17 protein-coding genes are annotated in these 17,162 nt (G+C 62.5%); 16 read left to right on the plus strand and 1 reads right to left on the minus strand.

What is annotated here, in order from left to right:
• The first annotated feature begins 25 nt into the window (after nucleotides 1–25).
• The 9 genes from ftsW (at nucleotide 26) to H7U37_RS08795 (ending at nucleotide 9,596) form a co-directional block, all read left to right on the plus strand.
• Nucleotides 26–1,234, plus strand: coding sequence for a putative lipid II flippase FtsW (gene ftsW / locus H7U37_RS08755; protein ID WP_243413521.1), 1,209 nt, complete (start codon nucleotides 26–28; stop codon nucleotides 1,232–1,234).
• 23 nt (nucleotides 1,235–1,257) lie between these two features.
• Nucleotides 1,258–2,397, plus strand: coding sequence for an undecaprenyldiphospho-muramoylpentapeptide beta-N-acetylglucosaminyltransferase (gene murG / locus H7U37_RS08760; RefSeq protein WP_204875184.1), 1,140 nt, complete (start codon nucleotides 1,258–1,260; stop codon nucleotides 2,395–2,397).
• 66 nt (nucleotides 2,398–2,463) lie between these two features.
• Nucleotides 2,464–3,729 (plus strand): UDP-N-acetylglucosamine 1-carboxyvinyltransferase, encoded by a 1,266-nt coding sequence (gene murA, locus H7U37_RS08765; protein ID WP_204875185.1) that lies wholly within the window; start codon nucleotides 2,464–2,466, stop codon nucleotides 3,727–3,729.
• 61 nt (nucleotides 3,730–3,790) lie between these two features.
• Entirely contained in the window at nucleotides 3,791–4,750 is a 960-nt protein-coding gene (locus H7U37_RS08770; protein WP_204875186.1) for a cell division protein FtsQ/DivIB, read from the plus strand.
• Nucleotides 4,751–4,771: 21 nt separating this feature from the next.
• The gene (locus H7U37_RS08775; protein ID WP_204875187.1) at nucleotides 4,772–5,524 is read left to right on the plus strand and encodes a DUF881 domain-containing protein; all 753 of its coding nucleotides are present in this window, start codon (nucleotides 4,772–4,774) and stop codon (nucleotides 5,522–5,524) included.
• Nucleotides 5,521–5,913 (plus strand): small basic family protein, encoded by a 393-nt coding sequence (locus H7U37_RS08780; protein ID WP_338049810.1) that lies wholly within the window; start codon nucleotides 5,521–5,523, stop codon nucleotides 5,911–5,913. Before H7U37_RS08775 ends, H7U37_RS08780 begins: the two co-directional genes overlap by 4 nt.
• Nucleotides 5,914–5,972: 59 nt before the next feature.
• Nucleotides 5,973–7,304 carry a cell division protein FtsZ gene (ftsZ, locus tag H7U37_RS08785; protein WP_204875189.1) on the plus strand — a complete coding sequence of 444 codons (1,332 nt, stop codon included), beginning with the start codon at nucleotides 5,973–5,975 and terminating at the stop codon, nucleotides 7,302–7,304.
• A 353-nt stretch (nucleotides 7,305–7,657) separates the two neighbouring features.
• On the plus strand, nucleotides 7,658–8,584 hold the full coding sequence (locus H7U37_RS08790) for a magnesium transporter CorA family protein (RefSeq protein ID WP_338049811.1): 927 nt from the start codon (nucleotides 7,658–7,660) through the stop codon (nucleotides 8,582–8,584).
• A gap of 103 nt (nucleotides 8,585–8,687) precedes the next feature.
• The gene (locus H7U37_RS08795) at nucleotides 8,688–9,596 is read left to right on the plus strand and encodes a mechanosensitive ion channel family protein (protein ID WP_204875192.1); all 909 of its coding nucleotides are present in this window, start codon (nucleotides 8,688–8,690) and stop codon (nucleotides 9,594–9,596) included.
• A 44-nt stretch (nucleotides 9,597–9,640) separates the two neighbouring features.
• Here H7U37_RS08795 and H7U37_RS08800 read toward each other — a convergent pair whose 3' ends face one another.
• Nucleotides 9,641–10,117 carry a DUF4830 domain-containing protein gene (locus H7U37_RS08800; RefSeq protein ID WP_204875193.1) on the minus strand — a complete coding sequence of 159 codons (477 nt, stop codon included), beginning with the start codon at nucleotides 10,115–10,117 and terminating at the stop codon, nucleotides 9,641–9,643.
• 139 nt (nucleotides 10,118–10,256) lie between these two features.
• Here H7U37_RS08800 and H7U37_RS08805 point away from each other — a divergent pair, with 139 nt between their 5' ends.
• The 7 genes from H7U37_RS08805 to H7U37_RS08835 form a co-directional block, all read left to right on the plus strand.
• Nucleotides 10,257–11,036 carry a pseudouridine synthase gene (locus H7U37_RS08805; protein WP_204875207.1) on the plus strand — a complete coding sequence of 260 codons (780 nt, stop codon included), beginning with the start codon at nucleotides 10,257–10,259 and terminating at the stop codon, nucleotides 11,034–11,036.
• Between the two features lie 150 nt (nucleotides 11,037–11,186).
• Nucleotides 11,187–12,278, plus strand: a complete 1,092-nt coding sequence (locus tag H7U37_RS08810) for a PucR family transcriptional regulator (RefSeq protein ID WP_204875194.1) — start codon at nucleotides 11,187–11,189, stop codon at nucleotides 12,276–12,278.
• A 95-nt stretch (nucleotides 12,279–12,373) separates the two neighbouring features.
• Nucleotides 12,374–13,063 carry a cell division ATP-binding protein FtsE gene (gene ftsE, locus H7U37_RS08815; protein ID WP_204875195.1) on the plus strand — a complete coding sequence of 230 codons (690 nt, stop codon included), beginning with the start codon at nucleotides 12,374–12,376 and terminating at the stop codon, nucleotides 13,061–13,063.
• Complete coding sequence (gene ftsX / locus H7U37_RS08820) at nucleotides 13,050–13,940, plus strand: permease-like cell division protein FtsX (protein ID WP_204875196.1); 891 nt, start codon at nucleotides 13,050–13,052, stop codon at nucleotides 13,938–13,940. The genes ftsE and ftsX overlap by 14 nt, the downstream gene beginning before the upstream one ends.
• 27 nt (nucleotides 13,941–13,967) lie before the next feature.
• Nucleotides 13,968–15,218, plus strand: coding sequence for a murein hydrolase activator EnvC family protein (locus H7U37_RS08825; RefSeq protein WP_204875197.1), 1,251 nt, complete (start codon nucleotides 13,968–13,970; stop codon nucleotides 15,216–15,218).
• Nucleotides 15,219–15,305: 87 nt separating this feature from the next.
• A complete protein-coding gene (locus H7U37_RS08830) occupies nucleotides 15,306–16,481 on the plus strand; it encodes a S41 family peptidase (protein ID WP_204875198.1) in 1,176 nt (391 codons plus the stop codon).
• Between the two features lie 12 nt (nucleotides 16,482–16,493).
• A partial coding sequence (locus H7U37_RS08835; protein WP_204875199.1) for a hypothetical protein occupies nucleotides 16,494–17,162 on the plus strand: 669 nt, incomplete at its 3' end.

Here is a 17,162-nt window from a genome sequence, read left to right on the forward strand (position 1 = left end):
GCCGTGAAGAAGGAGGAACCGATCCATGGCGAGAAAGCTCAAGCGCGATATGACCATGGAGGAACAGCTGGCCAGGGGCCCGCTGGACCTGCCCTTTTTGACGCTGGTGCTGCTGCTGACCGGCATCGGCGTCATCATGGTCTTTTCCGCCTCCTATCCCACGGCCATTACCGAGGATGTTTCGCCTACAACTTATTTTGTCAAGCAGGCCATTTTTGCCGTGGGCGGAACGGTGATTATGCTCTTTGTGTCCAAGATCAACTACCAGCGCTTTCGCTGGATGTCGGTGTTTGTGCTGATCGGCTCCATCGGGCTGCTGATCCTGGTGCTCATTCCCGGCATTGGCGAGGCCCACGGCGGCGCGCAGCGGTGGATCAGGGCCATTGGACCGCTGCCCTCCTTCCAGCCGTCGGAGATTGCCAAGGTAGGGGTCATCATGTACTTTGCCGCCCGGCTCTCCAAGCGCAACCAGCGCAAGCCCCTCCAGTTTAACCGCCGGTCTTATCTCTATGCGCCGGCCACCCTGCTGGAGCGCACCGGTTTTTTTGAGCTGGTGCCTTATGGGGCGATTCTGCTGCTCATCGCGGTGCTGATGTATTTTGAGCCCCACATGTCGGGCACCATTCTGATTTTGGTAGGCGGCGCGGCGGTGCTGTTTGCCAGCGGCATCAACCTGACCTGGCCGGCGCTGATGGGCGGTGTAGGGGGCGTGGGACTGCTGACCGTCATTTTCTTCACCCCCTACATGAAAACCCGCATGGATACCTGGCTGGACCCCTGGAGCGACGTGAGCGACAAGGGCTATCAGATCACCCAATCGCTGATGACCATCGGCTCCGGCGGCCTGGTGGGGGTGGGGCTGGGCAAGGGCCGGCAGAAGTTCGGCTTCCTGCCCGAGTCGGAGAACGACTTTATTTTCTCGGTGGTGTGCGAGGAGCTGGGGCTCATCGGGGCCAGCGTGATTTTGCTGCTCTTCGCGCTGCTGGTGGTCCGGGGCTTTTGGATCTCCATCCACGCCCGGGACCGGTTCGGCGCCCTGCTGACGGTGGGCATTACCACCCTGCTGGCGGTGCAGGTGCTGCTGAACATCTCGGTGGTGACCAACCTGCTCCCCACCACCGGCATTTCACTGCCCTTTTTCAGCTACGGCGGCACGGCCCTCATCATCCAGCTGGCGGAGATGGGGATGGTGCTGAGCGTATCGCGGCAGATCCCCGCGCCAAAACAAGAGTAGGAAAAACGGATGGAGTGATCGTAATGAACATTCTTTTTGCCTGCGGCGGGACCGCGGGCCATATCAACCCGGCGGTAGCGCTGGCCCGGCTGTTCCAGGAGCGGAACGAGGGATGCCGTATTTTGTTCGTGGGGGCGGACGGAGGGATGGAGACCCGTCTGGTGCCCAAGGAGAGCTATGACATCCAGACGGTGACCATCACCAACTTCCGTCGCTCCCTGCTGCCGGAGGACATCGTACACAACATGCGCACCCTGGTGAACATGCGCAAGTCCAAAAAGCAGTCGGAGGCCATTCTGGACCAATTCCGACCGGACCTGGCGGTGGGGACGGGGGGGTACGCCTCCTATCCCATCATCAGCGCGGCGGCCCGGCGGGGCATTCCCACGGCGGTCCACGAGTCCAACGCGGTGCCGGGTCTGACCACCAAGGCCCTCTCCAAGGTGGTGGACCAGGTGCTGGTGGGCTTTGAGGAGAGCCGGAGCCATTACGACCATCCGGAAAAGGTGGTGGTGACGGGCACGCCGGTGCGGGGGGATTTCTTCCGCTATACCCGGCAGGAGGCCAGGGAGCAGCTGGGTCTCACCGACGACCGGCCTTTGGTGGTGTCAGTGTGGGGCAGTCTGGGGGCCGCGGCTATGAACCGGCAGACGGTGGACCTGATCGCGGAGGAGTGCCGGCAGGGAGAGCCCTTCCACCACATCCACAGCGCGGGACGGGATTACGCCCATGTGCTGGAGCTGCTGGCCGCCCGGGCGGTGGACCTGAAGGCCCATCTCTCCATTGATGTGCGGGAGTATATCTATGATATGCCGCTGGTGATGGCGGCGGCGGATCTGGTGCTGTGCCGGGCGGGGGCGTCCACCATTTCGGAGCTCTCGGCGCTGGCCAAGCCGTCGGTGCTGGTGCCCTCGCCCAACGTGGTGGCCGACCATCAGACCAAAAACGCCAGGGTGCTGTCCCAGGCGGGCGGCGCGGTTTTGCTGCCGGAGGCGGAGTCCTCCGGGGAAAAGCTCTATGAGACGGTGGCCGGCCTGCTGGCGGACCAGAAAAAGCGGGAGGCCATGTCGGCGGCGCTGCGCCGCATGTCGGTGCCGGATGCCGGCGAACAGATCTATCAGGTCCTTCTGGGGCTGATGAAGGGCGGCAAGTCCGCCCATTGACCGTCCGGCTCCCCCGGGCATAGGATGCTCTGGAATGTATCCAGACCGATGCGGAGGGGGAGCGATATGAGCGCGCTGATGATCACCGGAGGCCGGACGTTGGAGGGGACCGTCCACGTCCACGGGGCCAAGAACAGTGTTTTGCCGATTTTGGCGGCGTCCATCCTGGCGCCCGGGGTGAGCGTCATTGAAAATTGCCCGCCGCTCTCCGACGTGACGGCGTCGCTGGCCATTCTGAACCATCTGGGTTGCCGGGCGGTGCAGGAGGGGGAGCGGGTGACGGTGGACGCCACGACCCTGACCCGGTGCGATGTACCCGACGGGCTGATGCGGGAGATGCGCTCCTCGGTGATTTTTCTGGGGGCCATTCTGGGCCGGCTGGGGGAGGCGCGTCTCTCCTTTCCCGGGGGCTGCGAGCTGGGTCCCCGTCCCATTGACCTGCATTTGCGGGCCATCCGCGCGCTGGGGGCCCGGGTGCGGGAGGAGGGCGGACGGCTTTTGTGCGACGGCCGGCTCACCGGCGGCGAGCTGGTGCTCACCCGTCCCAGCGTGGGGGCCACGGAAAACGCCATGCTGGCGGCGGTGGCGGCGCGTGGGACCACCACCATCACCAACGCGGCCCGGGAGCCGGAGATCATCGACCTTCAGGGCTTTTTGCGGGCCATGGGGGCCAAGGTACAGGGCGCGGGCACCTCGGTGGTGACGGTAGAGGGACAAAAGCTGCTGCACGGCGGGACTTATCCCGTCATGGGAGACCGGATCGTGGCGGCCACCTATCTCTCGGCGGCAGCGGCGGCCGGCGGAGTGGTAGAGGTGACCGGCGCGGACCCGCGGCATTTTTCCACGGTGACGGCGGTGCTGTCCGAAGCGGGCTGCGCGCTGGCGGGAGACCGTGACCGGGTGGTTTTGTCCCGGCGGGGACCGCTGCGGGCGGTGCGTCCCATCCATACCGCGCCCTATCCGGGCTTTCCCACCGACGCCCAGCCGCCGGTCATGGCGGCGCTGACCGCCGCCCGGGGGACGACGCTGTTTGTGGAGCATATTTTTGAGAGCCGGTACCGCCATGTGGATGAGCTGTGCCGTATGGGTGCGGACATCCGGGTGGAGGGCCGCGTGGCGGCGGTGAGCGGCGTGGAGCGGCTCCACGGCGCGCCGGTGCGGGCCGACGATCTGCGGGGCGGTGCGGCGCTGGTGGTAGCGGCGCTGGCCGCCCGCGGAGAGAGCGTCATTACCGGGCTGCGCCATCTGGACCGGGGATACAGCGGTCTGGAGGAGGGTCTGCGTGGCCTGGGCGCCTTGGTGCGGAGGACGGAGGACCGGATTGTTACATAATCAAAGAGAGAGCCAGAAGGGGAAGGACGGCCGTCCCCGGGAGACACGGAGGAGATAAGCCATGGCGGGCAGAAGCAGTAAAAGGATGCGCCGGCGGCAGCGGGGGCGCTTTGGAGCGCTTTACCGGCTGCTGTCAGCCATATTGATCATCGCGGCGATTGTAGCGGCCTGCACGGTGTTCTTCCGGGTCAGTCATATCGAGGTAGAGGGGACGAACCGCTACACCGCCCAGGAGATCATCGATGCCACCGGGATCGAGATGCGGGAGAACCTCTTTCTGATCAACAAGAATCAAGCGGTGATCCAGGTGAAGAATCAGCTGCCCTATGTGGATGAAATTTCCATCCGCCGTCAGCTGCCCGATACGCTGGTCATCACCATTTCCGAGAGCACGCCGGTAGCCGCCCTCTCCTACGACGGGGAGTGGTGGCTGCTGGATGCCGGCGCGAAGCTGTTGGAGCGTGGGGACCAGAGCATCGCGGCGGGACATGCCCAGCTGCTGGGACTGATCCCCCTCTCGCCGGCGGTGGGCAAGCCCCTGGCGGTGGACGAGACCGAGAGCCGCCGGCTGGACGCGCTGAAGGAGCTGCTCTCGTCGCTGAAGGACTACGGCCTGGCGGAGCAGCTCACCGACTTCATCGACTGTTCGGCGGACAACGCCATCCGGTTCGGCTGGAATGGGACCCTGACGGTAGAGATGCCCCTCTCTGATTTTCAGCAGCAGTCCTGGCGGCTGAGCCGGGCGCTGGAGGAGCTGCAAGCCAAGCTGGGTACGGTCAGCGGCACGCTGACGCTGCCGGCGGAGGGAGATCGGGCCTGGCTCAAAAGTGAGCGCTGGTTCCCCACGGGCTATATCGCCCTGCCCGACCCGCCCGCCGAGACGCCGTCGGGGGAAGGGGGAGAGGGAACCGCGTCGCCGGAGGTCACGGCGCCGGTCTCTCCGTCCGTGCCGGCGGTGAGCGTGGCGCCGGAGGAGCCGGGGATAGCTCCGGTGGAGCCTGACGAGGCGTCAGAGCCCTGAAGAAAAGGAGCGAAACGGTAGATGGAAGGAAAGACCCACAGGAAGCGGGGAGAACTGGCGGTGGTGGCGGTTTTTGTGGTGCTGGGCTTTTTGCTGGCCCTTCAGCTCAAGAGCGTGCGCCTCTACGGAAGCCCCACCGACGCCACCAGCGCCGCCCGGCTGGAGACCCTCCAAGAGCTCTATAACCAGGCCACGGAGGAGCGGGACAAGCTCCAGGAGCAGCTGGACGAGACCCAGAAGGAGCTGGAGGACTTCCGCTCCGCCGCGGCCACCGGCGACGAAAACGCCGCCCTCAAAACGGAGGTGGACCATCTGTCCATGCTGGCGGGCCTCACCGATGTGGAGGGGCCCGGGGTGATGGTGGTGATGACCGACTCCACGGCGGAAAACACCACCGGCGACGAGGCGGACTATCTCATCCACGACAGCGACCTGCTGACCATGCTCAACGAGCTGCGGGACGCGGGTGCGGAGGCCCTGTCGCTCAACGGCCAGCGGGTGCTGACCACCAGCGAGGTGCGCTGCGCCGGCTCGGTGGTGCTCATCAACGGCCAGCGGGTGTCGGCGCCCTTTGTGATTTACGCCATCGGCGATCCGGCCACACTGTATAACGCGCTGACCATGCGCAACGGCGTGGTGGATGTGCTGCGTCAATGGAAGATCAACGTATCGGTGACCATGAGCGACAAGCTGCTCATTGAAAAGTACACCGGCGTGATCCCGTCGGAGCATCTGAGCCCGGCGACGCAGGCGGAAGGAGAGGGGGCTGGATGATGCTGCTGGATCTATTGGGCCTGGTGATCGGCCTGGCCATCGGCTGGCTATGTCCGTGGACGGTGCCGGCCGGATGGTCGGTGTATGTGGCCACGGGTCTGCTGGCGGCCTTCGACTCGGCGCTGGGCGGCGTACGGGCCAGGCTGAAGGGACAGTTTGCCCTGGGAATTTTCCTCTCGGGCACGGTAGGCAACGCCGTGATCGCGGTGCTGCTGGCCTGGCTGGGGGCACAAATGGGCATACCGCTTTATCTGGCGGCTGTGGTGGTCTTTGGCACCCGGATGTTCCAAAACTTTGCGGAAATACGGCGGGAACTATTGACCTCGGGAGCAAAGAGCGCTAAAATAAACCAAGATATGGATTCCAGGCCGGCAGGCGGCGATAAATAGGGAATTTTCATACAACATTCGACAAAGTTTTCAGAATCGTTTACATAGGAGGAGCAATTATGGCTTTTGGATTGGATACCGGGCCTGACAATGTGGTCACCATTAAGGTCATCGGTGTGGGCGGCGGCGGAAACAACGTGGTCAACCGCATGATCGAGTCGGGCATGGAAGGAGTGGACTTTATCGCGGCGAATACCGATAAGCCCTTCCTGGATGCCTCCCGGGCGACTTATAAAGTACAGCTGGGCGAAAAGCTGACCGGAGGCCGGGGCGCCGGCGGCAATCCGGAGAATGGCCGTAAAGCCGCCGAAGAGAGCCGCGCGCAGATCGCCAAGGTGCTGGAGAACACCGACATGGTCTTTATCACCGCCGGAATGGGCGGCGGAACCGGTACCGGCGCGGCGCCCATCGTGGCGGACGTGGCCAAGGAGGCCGGTATCCTGACGGTTGGCGTGGTCACCAAGCCCTTTAATTTCGAGGGGCGCCGCCGGATGCAGCAGGCGGAGAAGGGCATCGAGGATCTGAAGGACAAGGTGGATTCTCTGGTCATCATCCCCAACGAGCGCCTCAAGTTTGTCACCGATCAAAAGATCACCCTCCTCAACGCCTTCCAGATCGCCGATGATGTGCTCTTCCAGGCGGTGCAGTCCATTTCCGACCTCATCAAAAAGACCGGCCTCATCAACCTGGACTTTGCCGATGTGTCCGCCGTCATGAAGGACGCGGGCATGGCCCACATGGGCGTGGGCCGGGCCACCGGCAAGAACCGGGCGGAGGAGGCGGCCAAGATGGCCATTTCCAGTCCGCTGCTGGAGACCTCCATCAACGGGGCCAAGGGCGTGCTCATCAACTTCACCGGTCCCATGGATATGGGCCTGGACGAGGTGGACGCGGCGGCAAACCTGGTCAGCGAGGCGGTCCATCCGGAGGCCAACATCATTTTCGGCACCACCTATGACGAGAACATGGAGGACGAGATCCGCATCACCGTCATTGCCACCAATTTTGAGGAGCATCGCAATGCCGCCGCTCCCATGCCCGCCAATCCCTTCAGCGCCGCCGGTGAGCGTCAGGCGGCACAGGCCGCGCAGCAGTCGTCGGTGTTCCAGCCGGTGATGCAGCCGACCGTCCAGCCGGCGCAGCCCGTGCAGCCGGTGGTACAGGCCGTACCCACGGCACAGCCGGTGCAGACCGCGCCGGTGATGCAGCCGGTTCAGCCGGTGCAGCCGGTACAGCAGCCCATTCAGCCGGTGCAGCAGCCGGTGCAGCCGGTATGGGGGAACGTCCCGCCGGTGCAGCCTTCCTCCACGCCCAGCGCCACGCTGGAGCCCACCGGCCTGGATGACGACGGCTGGGGGGAGATCTTCCAGATTTTCAACCAGAAGCACTAAGCAAGGACGGGAGACCGTCGGCAAAAAAGCGCACGTTCTGACGGAAGGGTCGGGACGTGCGTTTTTTGGCTTGCAATCCGCCCCGGCGGGGATTATAATGTTGTGTGCCAATGGTCCTCCGCGGGAGGGCGAGCTGGTAAGAGCAGGAATAAAAAGGAGTGATATGCGCCGTGAGCAGCGACCCTTGGAGTCGAAAACGTGGAAAACAGATACAGCCTGCGGCGCGGTACACCTGGATTTGACGGGGAGCTTCCGCGCCGCCCATCCGGTACGCCTTCGGGCGGACAGAAACGACAGCGGCGCGCCTTATCCGATGGCATCAGGGGGGACGCGCCGGGAAAGGCGTGATTTTTTTGCTCTCAATCCATAAGACGATTAACGGAAAAATGACCAAGCTGGAGTCCATCCAGGACGGCTGCTGGGTGAACCTGACCTATCCCAGCGAGGACGAGCTGAACACCGTGGCGGCCACCCTGGCGGTGGAGCCCACCTTCCTCCGGGCGGCGCTGGACGAGGAGGAGGCCTCCCGTATCGACACTGAGGACGGTCAGACCCTGCTCATCATCGACGTACCCTCGGTGGAAAAGGACGATGCGGTGGTCTACTCCACCCTGCCTCTGGGTATCATCGTCACCGAAAAGCACATCATCACCGTCTGCCTGAAGGAGACCTCCATTTTGAAGGATTTCCAGGACGGCCTGGTACGCAATGCCGACACCCAGAAGCGGACCCAGTTCATCCTGTACATGCTGCTCCAGGTGGCCAAGCGCTTCCTGCAATACCTCAAGCAGATCGACAAGATCTATAACTATATGGAGCGGCAGCTCTACAAGTCCCAGCGGAACAAGGAGCTCATTCAGCTTTTGGATCTGGAAAAATCCCTGGTCTATTTCAATACCTCGCTGAAGGCCAACGAAGTGACCCTGGAGAAGATTCTCCGCGGGCGCATCATCGCCCTCTACGAGGAGGACCACGACCTGCTGGAGGACGTGCTCATCGAGGTACGCCAGGCCATTGAGATGGCCAATATCTACTCCTCCATCATCTCCGGCATGATGGACGCCTTTGCCAGCGTGATTTCCAACAACCTGAACGTCATTATGAAGGTGCTGACCTCCATCACCATTTTGCTGACCATCCCCAACATTGTCTTTGGGTTTTACGGCATGAACATCAACGGCGGTCTGCCGCTGGATCAATTCTGGTGGATTCCGCTGGCGGTCACGGCGGTCATCATCGGTATCACGGCGATTTTGCTCAAGAAGAAGGATTTGTTTTAAGAAGAAAAGATCCCGCCTGGCTGGGCGGGATCTTTTTTTGCTTGTCGGACGGGAGAAAATATGCTACACTCTAGGTCGAAGTTTTGAGAAAGAAGGTGTTTTTATGGATACAGGGAGCAATCCTGTTTCTGAGGTGCTGACCGACGTGGCCGAAGGTACCGGCAGCTCGGTTTCCGACGCCCTGAGCGAGGTGGTGGAGACCACCGGTCTGGGGGATATACTCAAGAGCATGACCGGCATGACCCTGCCCCGGCTGCTGTCGCTGGTGGTGCTGGTGGTGGTCTGCGTGCTGGTGGTCAAGTGCTTTCTGCGCCTGGTGGACCGGATTCTGCAAAAGGGACGCATTGAACGGAGCCTCCACAGCTTTATCCGCACCACGGCCCGGATCTTGAGCTGGGGTCTGGCGGTGCTGATCGTGGCCAGCTCTCTGGGGGTGGACGTGACCAGTCTCATCGCGGTGCTGAGCGTGGCCGGCCTGGCCATTTCCCTTGCGGTGCAGGACTCGCTGTCCAATCTGGCCAGCGGCATCCAGCTGCTGGTGGCCCAGCCCTTCAAGGTGGGCGACTACATCGAGGCCAGCGGCGTGAGCGGTACGGTGGCGGAGATCACCATGGTCCATACCAAGCTCCAGACCATTGACAACAAGCTCATCTACGTCCCCAACAGCGAGATGGCCGACGCCAAGATCGTCAATTATAACGCCCAGGAGCGCCGGCGGGTGGATCTGGTGATCGGGGCCTCCTACGACGCCCCCACCCGGCACGTGATCGACACCATCCGGCGGGTGGTGGAGGCCCATCCCAAGTCGCTCAAGGACCCGGAGCCCTTTGTGCGTATGACGGCTCTGGAAGCCAGCTGGGTGAATTATACCATCCGGGTATGGTGCGAGACGGCGGACTACTGGGAGCTCTACTACGACCTGCTGGAGCAGGTGCGGGACGCCTTTGAGGCGGCGGGGATTGAGCTGACCTATCCCCATCTCAACGTCCACATGGACAGCAAAAAAGGATAAGAAACGGGCGGGCGGTTTTTGTAAACCGTCCGCCCTCTGCTTGGTCAGGTGGGCATGGTGAGGCCGTGCATAAAGCCGTCCAGGGCGGTGGAGAGGACGTCGCCTCCCACCACGGTATCCCGAAAAATGAGGAGTCCGGCCTGAATGCCGGTCTCGCCGGTAGGGTAATTGGTGATCTGGTAGACATAGCGCTTGACCCGCTTTCCGGCGCAGGCGGTCAGATCAAAGCCCTGCTGGGCCTGAAGGTCCAGGTATGCGGTGTAGCGCTCATCAAAGACCTCGGGCAGGAGGAGCTCCTCCACCGAGAGGGGGTCCGGGTCCACCTGCCAGCCGTAGCGCTGGAGGTAAGCCACCCGGTCCTCGTTGGTGGAGACGCGGTTTTCGTCCACGGCGGCGGAGGCGGCGGTATGATCCTGGGCACACCACAGCGCCGCGGCGGTGAACAGGGCGGCGCACAGGGCCGCTGCCGCGCCGACCGACAGCAGACGGCGCCGGCTGAGTCTGGCCGTAAGAATGAACACAGGGCAACGCTCCTTTCTCGCTCCATTCTATGGGGCGGGAGAGGGGGATATGTCTGCGGCGGTGGGACAAAAGTTGACATAAGAGAGGTGGTCTGGTACAATCAATCCCATCCGGACGAAAAGAGGGCAGGTGAGCGAGATGGAGCGGCTGGACAAGATTCTGGCGGGGACGGGGCGGTGGTCCCGCAAAGAGGCGCGCGGTCTGATTCGGGCCGGACGGGTGACGGTCAACGGCAGAACGGCGGCCTCGCCGGAGGAGAAGTACCGCCGGGAGGACCTGGTGCTGCTGGTGGACGGCGCGCCGGTGTCGGGCGAGCGGTACACCTATCTGATGCTCCACAAGCCAGCCGGTCTGGTGTCGGCCACCGAGGACCCCAGACAAAAGACGGTGCTGGAGCTGCTGCCCGGCCATCTGCGGCGCATCGGGCTTTTTCCCGCCGGACGTCTGGACCGGGATACGGAGGGTCTGCTGCTCCTCACCAACGACGGGGCCCTGGCCCATGATCTGCTCTCCCCCCGGAGCCACGTGGACAAGCGCTATTTTGTCCGGGTGGCGGGGAGGCTGGGGCCGGCGGACTGTGCGGCCTTTGCTGGCGGCCTGCGTCTGGAGGACGGCTTGGTGTGCCTGCCCGCCGGGCTGGAGCTGCTGGAGGCCCCGGACGAGGCCATTGTTACCCTGCGGGAGGGCAAGTATCATCAGATCAAGCGGATGCTGGCCCATCTGGGCAAGCCGGTGGTCTATCTCAAGCGGCTGACCATGGGACCGCTGCGTCTGGACCCGGCGCTGGCGCCGGGCCAATGGCGGCCGCTGACGGAGGCGGAGCTAACCGGGCTGGAGAAGCTGCGCCGCAGCGTGACCGGTCCGGAAAAGGGAGAAACCGCCGGGTTCGACAGGGAAGCGGAGATAGAAACGCACTGATTCGGCATTTTCCACAAAAAATTTTCCTCTACCTATTGAAAAGATCAAAATAAGCCGTTATAATAAACCATGTGAGTGTGTAAACATGGGTGCGGGACAAACGGACGCGCGCCCAGCGCAAGTCATAGATATGATAGGGAGGCGTCACATATGTCCAGCAGGATTTTTCAGAGCGTCGTTCTTCAGATGAAAGACAACACCGACCGCGCCATCGGCGTGATCGACTCCGAGGGAACGGTGGTCGCCTGTAATGAACTGACCAGCATTGGAGAGCACTGGCCCGGCGTGGTGGACGCGGTGAACGCCGGAGAGGGCGGCATCGTGGCCTACGAGGGCCGGACCTTCAAGGCGCTGACCGGCTGGGGCTCCCAGTTTGATTACGCCGCCTTTGTGCGCGGGGACGACGCCGAGGCCAGACTGATCTGCTCCATGGCTGTGGTGGCCCTCAACGGCGCCAAGGCGTACTATGAGGAAAAGCACGACAAGGCTACCTTTATTAAGAATATCATTTCGGACAACATCCTGCTGGGCGACATCTATGTCCGGGCCAAGGAGCTCCACTTTGTCTCCGAGCTGCCCCGGGCGGTCTTTCTGATCCGCCAGGTGGACAGCACCGAGGTAGCCGCCATTGATGTGGTACAGGCCCTCTTCCCCGACAAGCAGAGCGATTTTGTCCTGTCCATCAGCGAGACCGACGTGGCCCTCATCAAGCAGCTGCCCGAGGCCACCGAGGGGAAGGACCTCTATAAGATCGCCCGCCAGATCGAGGAAGCCCTCACCGAGGAGCTGAATCTGAAGGTGGTCATCGGCATCGGCACGGTGGTGGGACACATCCGCGACCTGGCCCGGGCCTATAAGGAAGCCCAGGTGGCCATCGACGTGGGCAAGGTGTTTGACACCGAGAAATCCATCATCAACTATGAAAATCTGGGCATCGGGCGTCTGATCTATCAGCTGCCCACCACCCTGTGTGAGATGTTCCTCCAGGAGGTTTTTAAGAAGAACCCCATCGACGCCCTGGACCAGGAGACATTGTTCACCATCAACAAGTTCTTTGAAAACAACCTGAACGTATCCGAGACGGCCCGGAAGCTTTTCGTACATCGCAATACGCTGGTCTACCGACTGGAGAAGATCAAGAAGCTGACGGGTCTGGACCTGCGGGAATTTGACGACGCCATCACCTTCAAGGTGGCGCTGATGGTCAAGAAATACCTCATTTCCCGCGGAATCGACAATTAAACGCAGCAGTTGCGGCGGAAAATGGGAATGTGGACACGGGAAACCGCGCTCCACATTTCCTCATGCCGCGGCAAAAGTACACAGCGAGGTAATCTATGATTCGATTCACCGACATCTATAAGGCATATGACAACGGGACCAAGGCCCTGAAGGGGATCTCCTTTCAGATCAACGACGGGGAGTTCGTCTTTTTGGTCGGTCCCTCCGGCTCGGGCAAATCCACCATCATCAAGCTCATTACCGCCGAGGTGGCGCCCACCGACGGGCGTCTCATGGTCAACGGCTATAACCTCAACACCATCCGGCCCCGGCAGGTGCCCTATATGCGCCGCACGCTGGGGGTCATTTTTCAGGACTTCCGGCTCATCGAGAAAAAGACGGTCTATGACAATCTGACCTTTGCCATGCGGGCGGTGGGGGCCTCTCCCAAGGAGATCCGCCGGCGCATCCAGTATGTGCTGGAGCTGGTGGGGCTGGAGGAGAAGGCCAACCGCCGGCCGGACGAGCTGTCCGGCGGCGAGCAGCAGCGGGTGACCATTGCCCGTGCGCTGGTCAACAATCCGAGCATGATCATTGCCGACGAGCCCACCGGCAATCTGGACCCCCAGCGGTCTCTGGAGATCATGATGCTGTTGGAGAAGATCAACGAGCTGGGCACCACCGTGCTGGTGGTCACACACGAAAAGGAGCTGGTCAACCGCTTTTCCAAGCGGGTCATCGCCATTGAGAATGGCCGGATCATCAGCGACGAGACAGGCGGGTATTACGACAATGAGACACTTTAATAATCTGGGTTACTACATACGGGAGGGCTTTTTCAGCATCTTTACCCACGGGCTGATGTCCTTCGCGGCGGTGTGCATGATCATCTGCTGTCTGCTGATTATGGGTTCCTTTTCCCTGGTGGCGGTGAATCTGGACGAGATGCTGGGCCGGTATGAGGCGGAGAACGAGTTTCTGGCCTACATTGACGATTCCTACGATCAGGACCAGGCCAGGGCGCTGGAGGAGCAGATCCGGGCGGTGCCCAACGTGGCGGACGCCACCTTCGTGACCGACGCCGAGGCCATGGCGGAATATGCCGCCAAGCAGGAGGAGACCGAACTTTTCCAGAGCCTGCCGGACGGGGTGCTGCGGGACCGGTACCGCATTCATGTGAGCGACCTCTCCAAGCTGGAGGAGACGGTGGCGGCGGTGGAGGCCATCCCCGGGGTGACCAAGACCAGCTCCGCGCCGGAAATCGCCGAGGGCTTTACCGTCATCCGCAACATTGCCAGCGGCGTGGCCATGATCCTGGTGGCGATCCTGCTGCTGATTTCCCTGTTTATCATCACCAATACCATCAAAATCGCCACCTTCAACCGGCGGGACGAGATTGCCATCATGAAGATGTGCGGCGCAACCAACGCCTTTGTCCGCTGGCCCTTTGTGTTTGAGGGGATGATTTTGGGGTTGGTCGGTTCGCTGCTGTCCTACTTTTTCCAGTGGGGGATCTATGATCTCATCAAGCGGGCGGTGGACAACTCGGACACCATGCAGCTCATTACCGTGCTGCCCTTTGAGCTTTTGTCCATGCGGGTGCTGGGGGTATTCCTCATCACCGGCTTCATTATCGGGGTGGGCGGCAGCCTGATGGCCATTCGGAAGTTCCTTCAGGTTTAAGGACCTGCCGCGGCAAAGGAGTAGATTATGACGCACAAAAATGAAAAGAAGCCTGGTCTGCGCCGGGTACTCACCGGCATTTTGGCGGCGCTGCTGGTTTTGCTGATGATTCTGCCTATGGTGACCATGGCCATCGGCAGCGCGGGAGCGGTAACCCAGTCGGAGATCGACGCGCTGGAGGAGCAGCAGAAGGAGTCCCAGGCCCGACAGGACGAGCTGAACGATCGGCTGGACGCCCTGGCCGACGATAAGGCCGCCGCCCAGGAAAAGCGCCAGATTTTGGAGCAGCAGCTCACGGCCATCAAGACCGAGCTGGACAGCATCGAGGCGCAGATTGCCTACTATGACGCGGCCATCACCCAGAAGGAGGCCGAGCGGGTGGAGGCAGTGGCCAGGGAAGAGGCGCAGTACGAGCTCTTTTGTGAGCGGGTGCGGGCCATGGAGGAGGACGGAGACGTATCCTACTGGTCCATCATCTTCCAGGCCACCGACTTTGCCGATCTGCTGGACCGGATCACCATTGTGGATGAGATCATGGCGTATGACCAGCAGGTCATGGACGATCTGGTGGCCACCCGCAAGCGGATTGAGGAACTGAAGGCGGAGTTGGAGAGCGACCGGGCCGAGCAGCAGGTGAAGAAGGCCGAGCAGGAGGCCAAGAAGGCCGAGCAGGAGGAGAAGATCGCCGAAGCGCAGGCGCTGCTGGACCAGATCAACGCCGACACGGAGGAGGTCAACCGCCAGCTGGAGGCCGAGAGCAAGGCGGCGGCGGAGATCCAGGCGGAGATCGTGGCCAAGCAGAAGGAGCTGGAGGAGCAGCGCAAGCAAAATAACGTGGTGCTCAACACAGGCTCCGGCTATTATTGGCCGCTGCCGGGCAACTATAAGCTGACGTCGGCGTTTGGTTACCGCATCCATCCCATCACCGGCCAGCCCCACAGCCATACCGGCATCGACATCCCGGCGCCGGGCGGCACGCCCATCTACGCCGCCAAGGGCGGGCAGGTGGTGACTTCGGCCTATCACTCCTCTTATGGCAACTATGTGGTCATTGACCACGGCAACGGCAATTCCACCCTGTACGCCCATATGAGTTCCCGTGCGGTGAGCGCCGGTCAGATCGTCTCTCAGGGGGACGTGATCGGCTACGTCGGTTCCACGGGCTCCTCCACGGGCAATCATCTCCATCTGGAGGTGCGGGTCAACTATCAGCGCGTGGACCCGGAAAGCTGCTTCCCGGGACTGTACAACTCGTTTATCCGGGCTTATAACTGGTAAGTTCCTGTGGTGTGTTGGGAGCGGAGCGGGACGGTGTCCTGCTCCGCTCTTGTCCTATCATCAAAACGCGAAAGGAACGAGATAACCATGAAAAACACGGAAATTAAGCGTTATACCAAATGGCATCTTTTGCTGGCGGTGCTGCTGACGGCGGTGGTGACCGTGGGCGGACTGGGGCTGTGGGCCTGGCTGACCCTGGGCTCCAACGGCCTGACGCTGCTTTATAGCTATCAGCTGATCTGCTCCAACTTTGTGGGCGAATACGACCCGGACGAGGTGGTGGACAGCGCCGTCAGCGGCATGGTGTCGGCGCTGGGCGACCGATGGTCCTACTATCTGGACCCGGAATCCTACGCCGCCGAGCAGGAACGCCGGGCCAACGCCTATGTGGGCATTGGGATCACGGTGGACCAGAGCCGGGAGGAGGGATTATATATCCGCTCGGTCAACGAAAACGGACCGGCCAAGGCGGCGGGTTTACAGGCCGGGGAGATCATCACCGGAGTGGACGGGGTCTCCATCGCGGGGGACAAGCGCGCCGACGGAGCCGACCTGATCCGGGGAGAGGAAGGCAGCCAGGTGGAGCTGACGGTTTTGGGGACGGACGGGACGAGCCGTACGGTGACGGTCACCCGGGCCAGCGTCACCGAGGAGGCGGTGTCCTATGAGCTGCTGGCCGGCGGCGTGGGCTATATCCGCATCGAAAACTTTTTCACCGGCAGCGCCGACGGCATGATCGAGGCGATGGACGCGCTGCTGGACGAGGGAGCCGGGGCGCTGGTCTTTGACGTGCGCAGCAACGGGGGCGGATATTTGAACGAGCTCACCCCCATGCTGGACCGTCTGCTGCCGGAGGGGGTAATTTTCCGCACGGTAAGCCACACCGGCGCGGAGGAGGAGACCGTTTCGGACGCGGAATGTGTGGAGGTGCCCATAGCGGTTCTGGTCAACGCCGACACGTACAGCGCCGCCGAGATCTTCGCCGGCGAGCTTCAGGAGGCGGCGGGCGCCGTGGTGGTGGGAGAGGCCACCAGCGGCAAGGGCTATGCCCAGCAGACCTTCGCCCTGCCCAACGGCGGCGGGCTGGGCATTTCCACCATGGAATATTTCACCGGACAGGGCGTGAGCCTCATCGGCAGCGGGCTGACGCTGGATGTGGAGCTTTCGCTGGACGAGGCGTCCCAGGCGGCCTTTGATGCCGGGACTTTGGACAAAGCGCAGGACGTTCAGCTGCAGGCGGCGCTGGATGCGCTGGGACAATAAGGAGGTATGGAAATGTATGACGAGCTGCGGCAGCTTCAGGAGCTGCTGACGAGACTGGAGGCCCTGCGGACCTCCGGCGCGGCGCTGGCCGCGGGGCTGAAGGGGCTGGAGGACCGATGCGTCGGGGAGGGCTGGCTTGTGCCGGAGGAAGCGGCGGACCTGGCCGGTGCGCTGGCGCGGTTTGCGCTGGAGCAGGAGGCGCTGCGGGAGGAGGCGGCCCGGCTGCTGGAGCCGGCGGACACCATGGCCGGGCTTTTGGAGCAGCTGACCGCCCGGGAGGCCCAGCGCCGCCGGGAGCGGACCTGGAGCCGCTTTTTGTCTCTGGAGGCCGTGGAGCAGGCCCGGGGTCTGGGGGGCATTTTGCGCCGGAAGCAGGACCAGCTCCGCCAGGCCATAGAGGAGGCGTCGGACGAGCTGGCGCACTGGACGGAATGCTGCGACGCGCTTTTGGAGCGGCTGGAAAATCCGGACTATGACGCCGGCGACGATCTCATGCAGCACTATGGAGATCTGCTGGGATTCCCGCTGCTGGCGGGGGTCTATGCCGGTACCATTCACCTTCCCACGGAAGAGACGCCGGAAGAGACGCCGGAAGAGACGCCGGAAGAGACGCCGGAAGAGACGCCGGAAGAAGCGCCGGAAGAAGCGCCGGAAGAGACGCCGGAAGAGACGCCGGAAGAG

Source organism: Pseudoflavonifractor phocaeensis (assembly GCF_016901735.1).
Lineage (GTDB): Bacteria > Bacillota > Clostridia > Oscillospirales > Oscillospiraceae > Pseudoflavonifractor_A.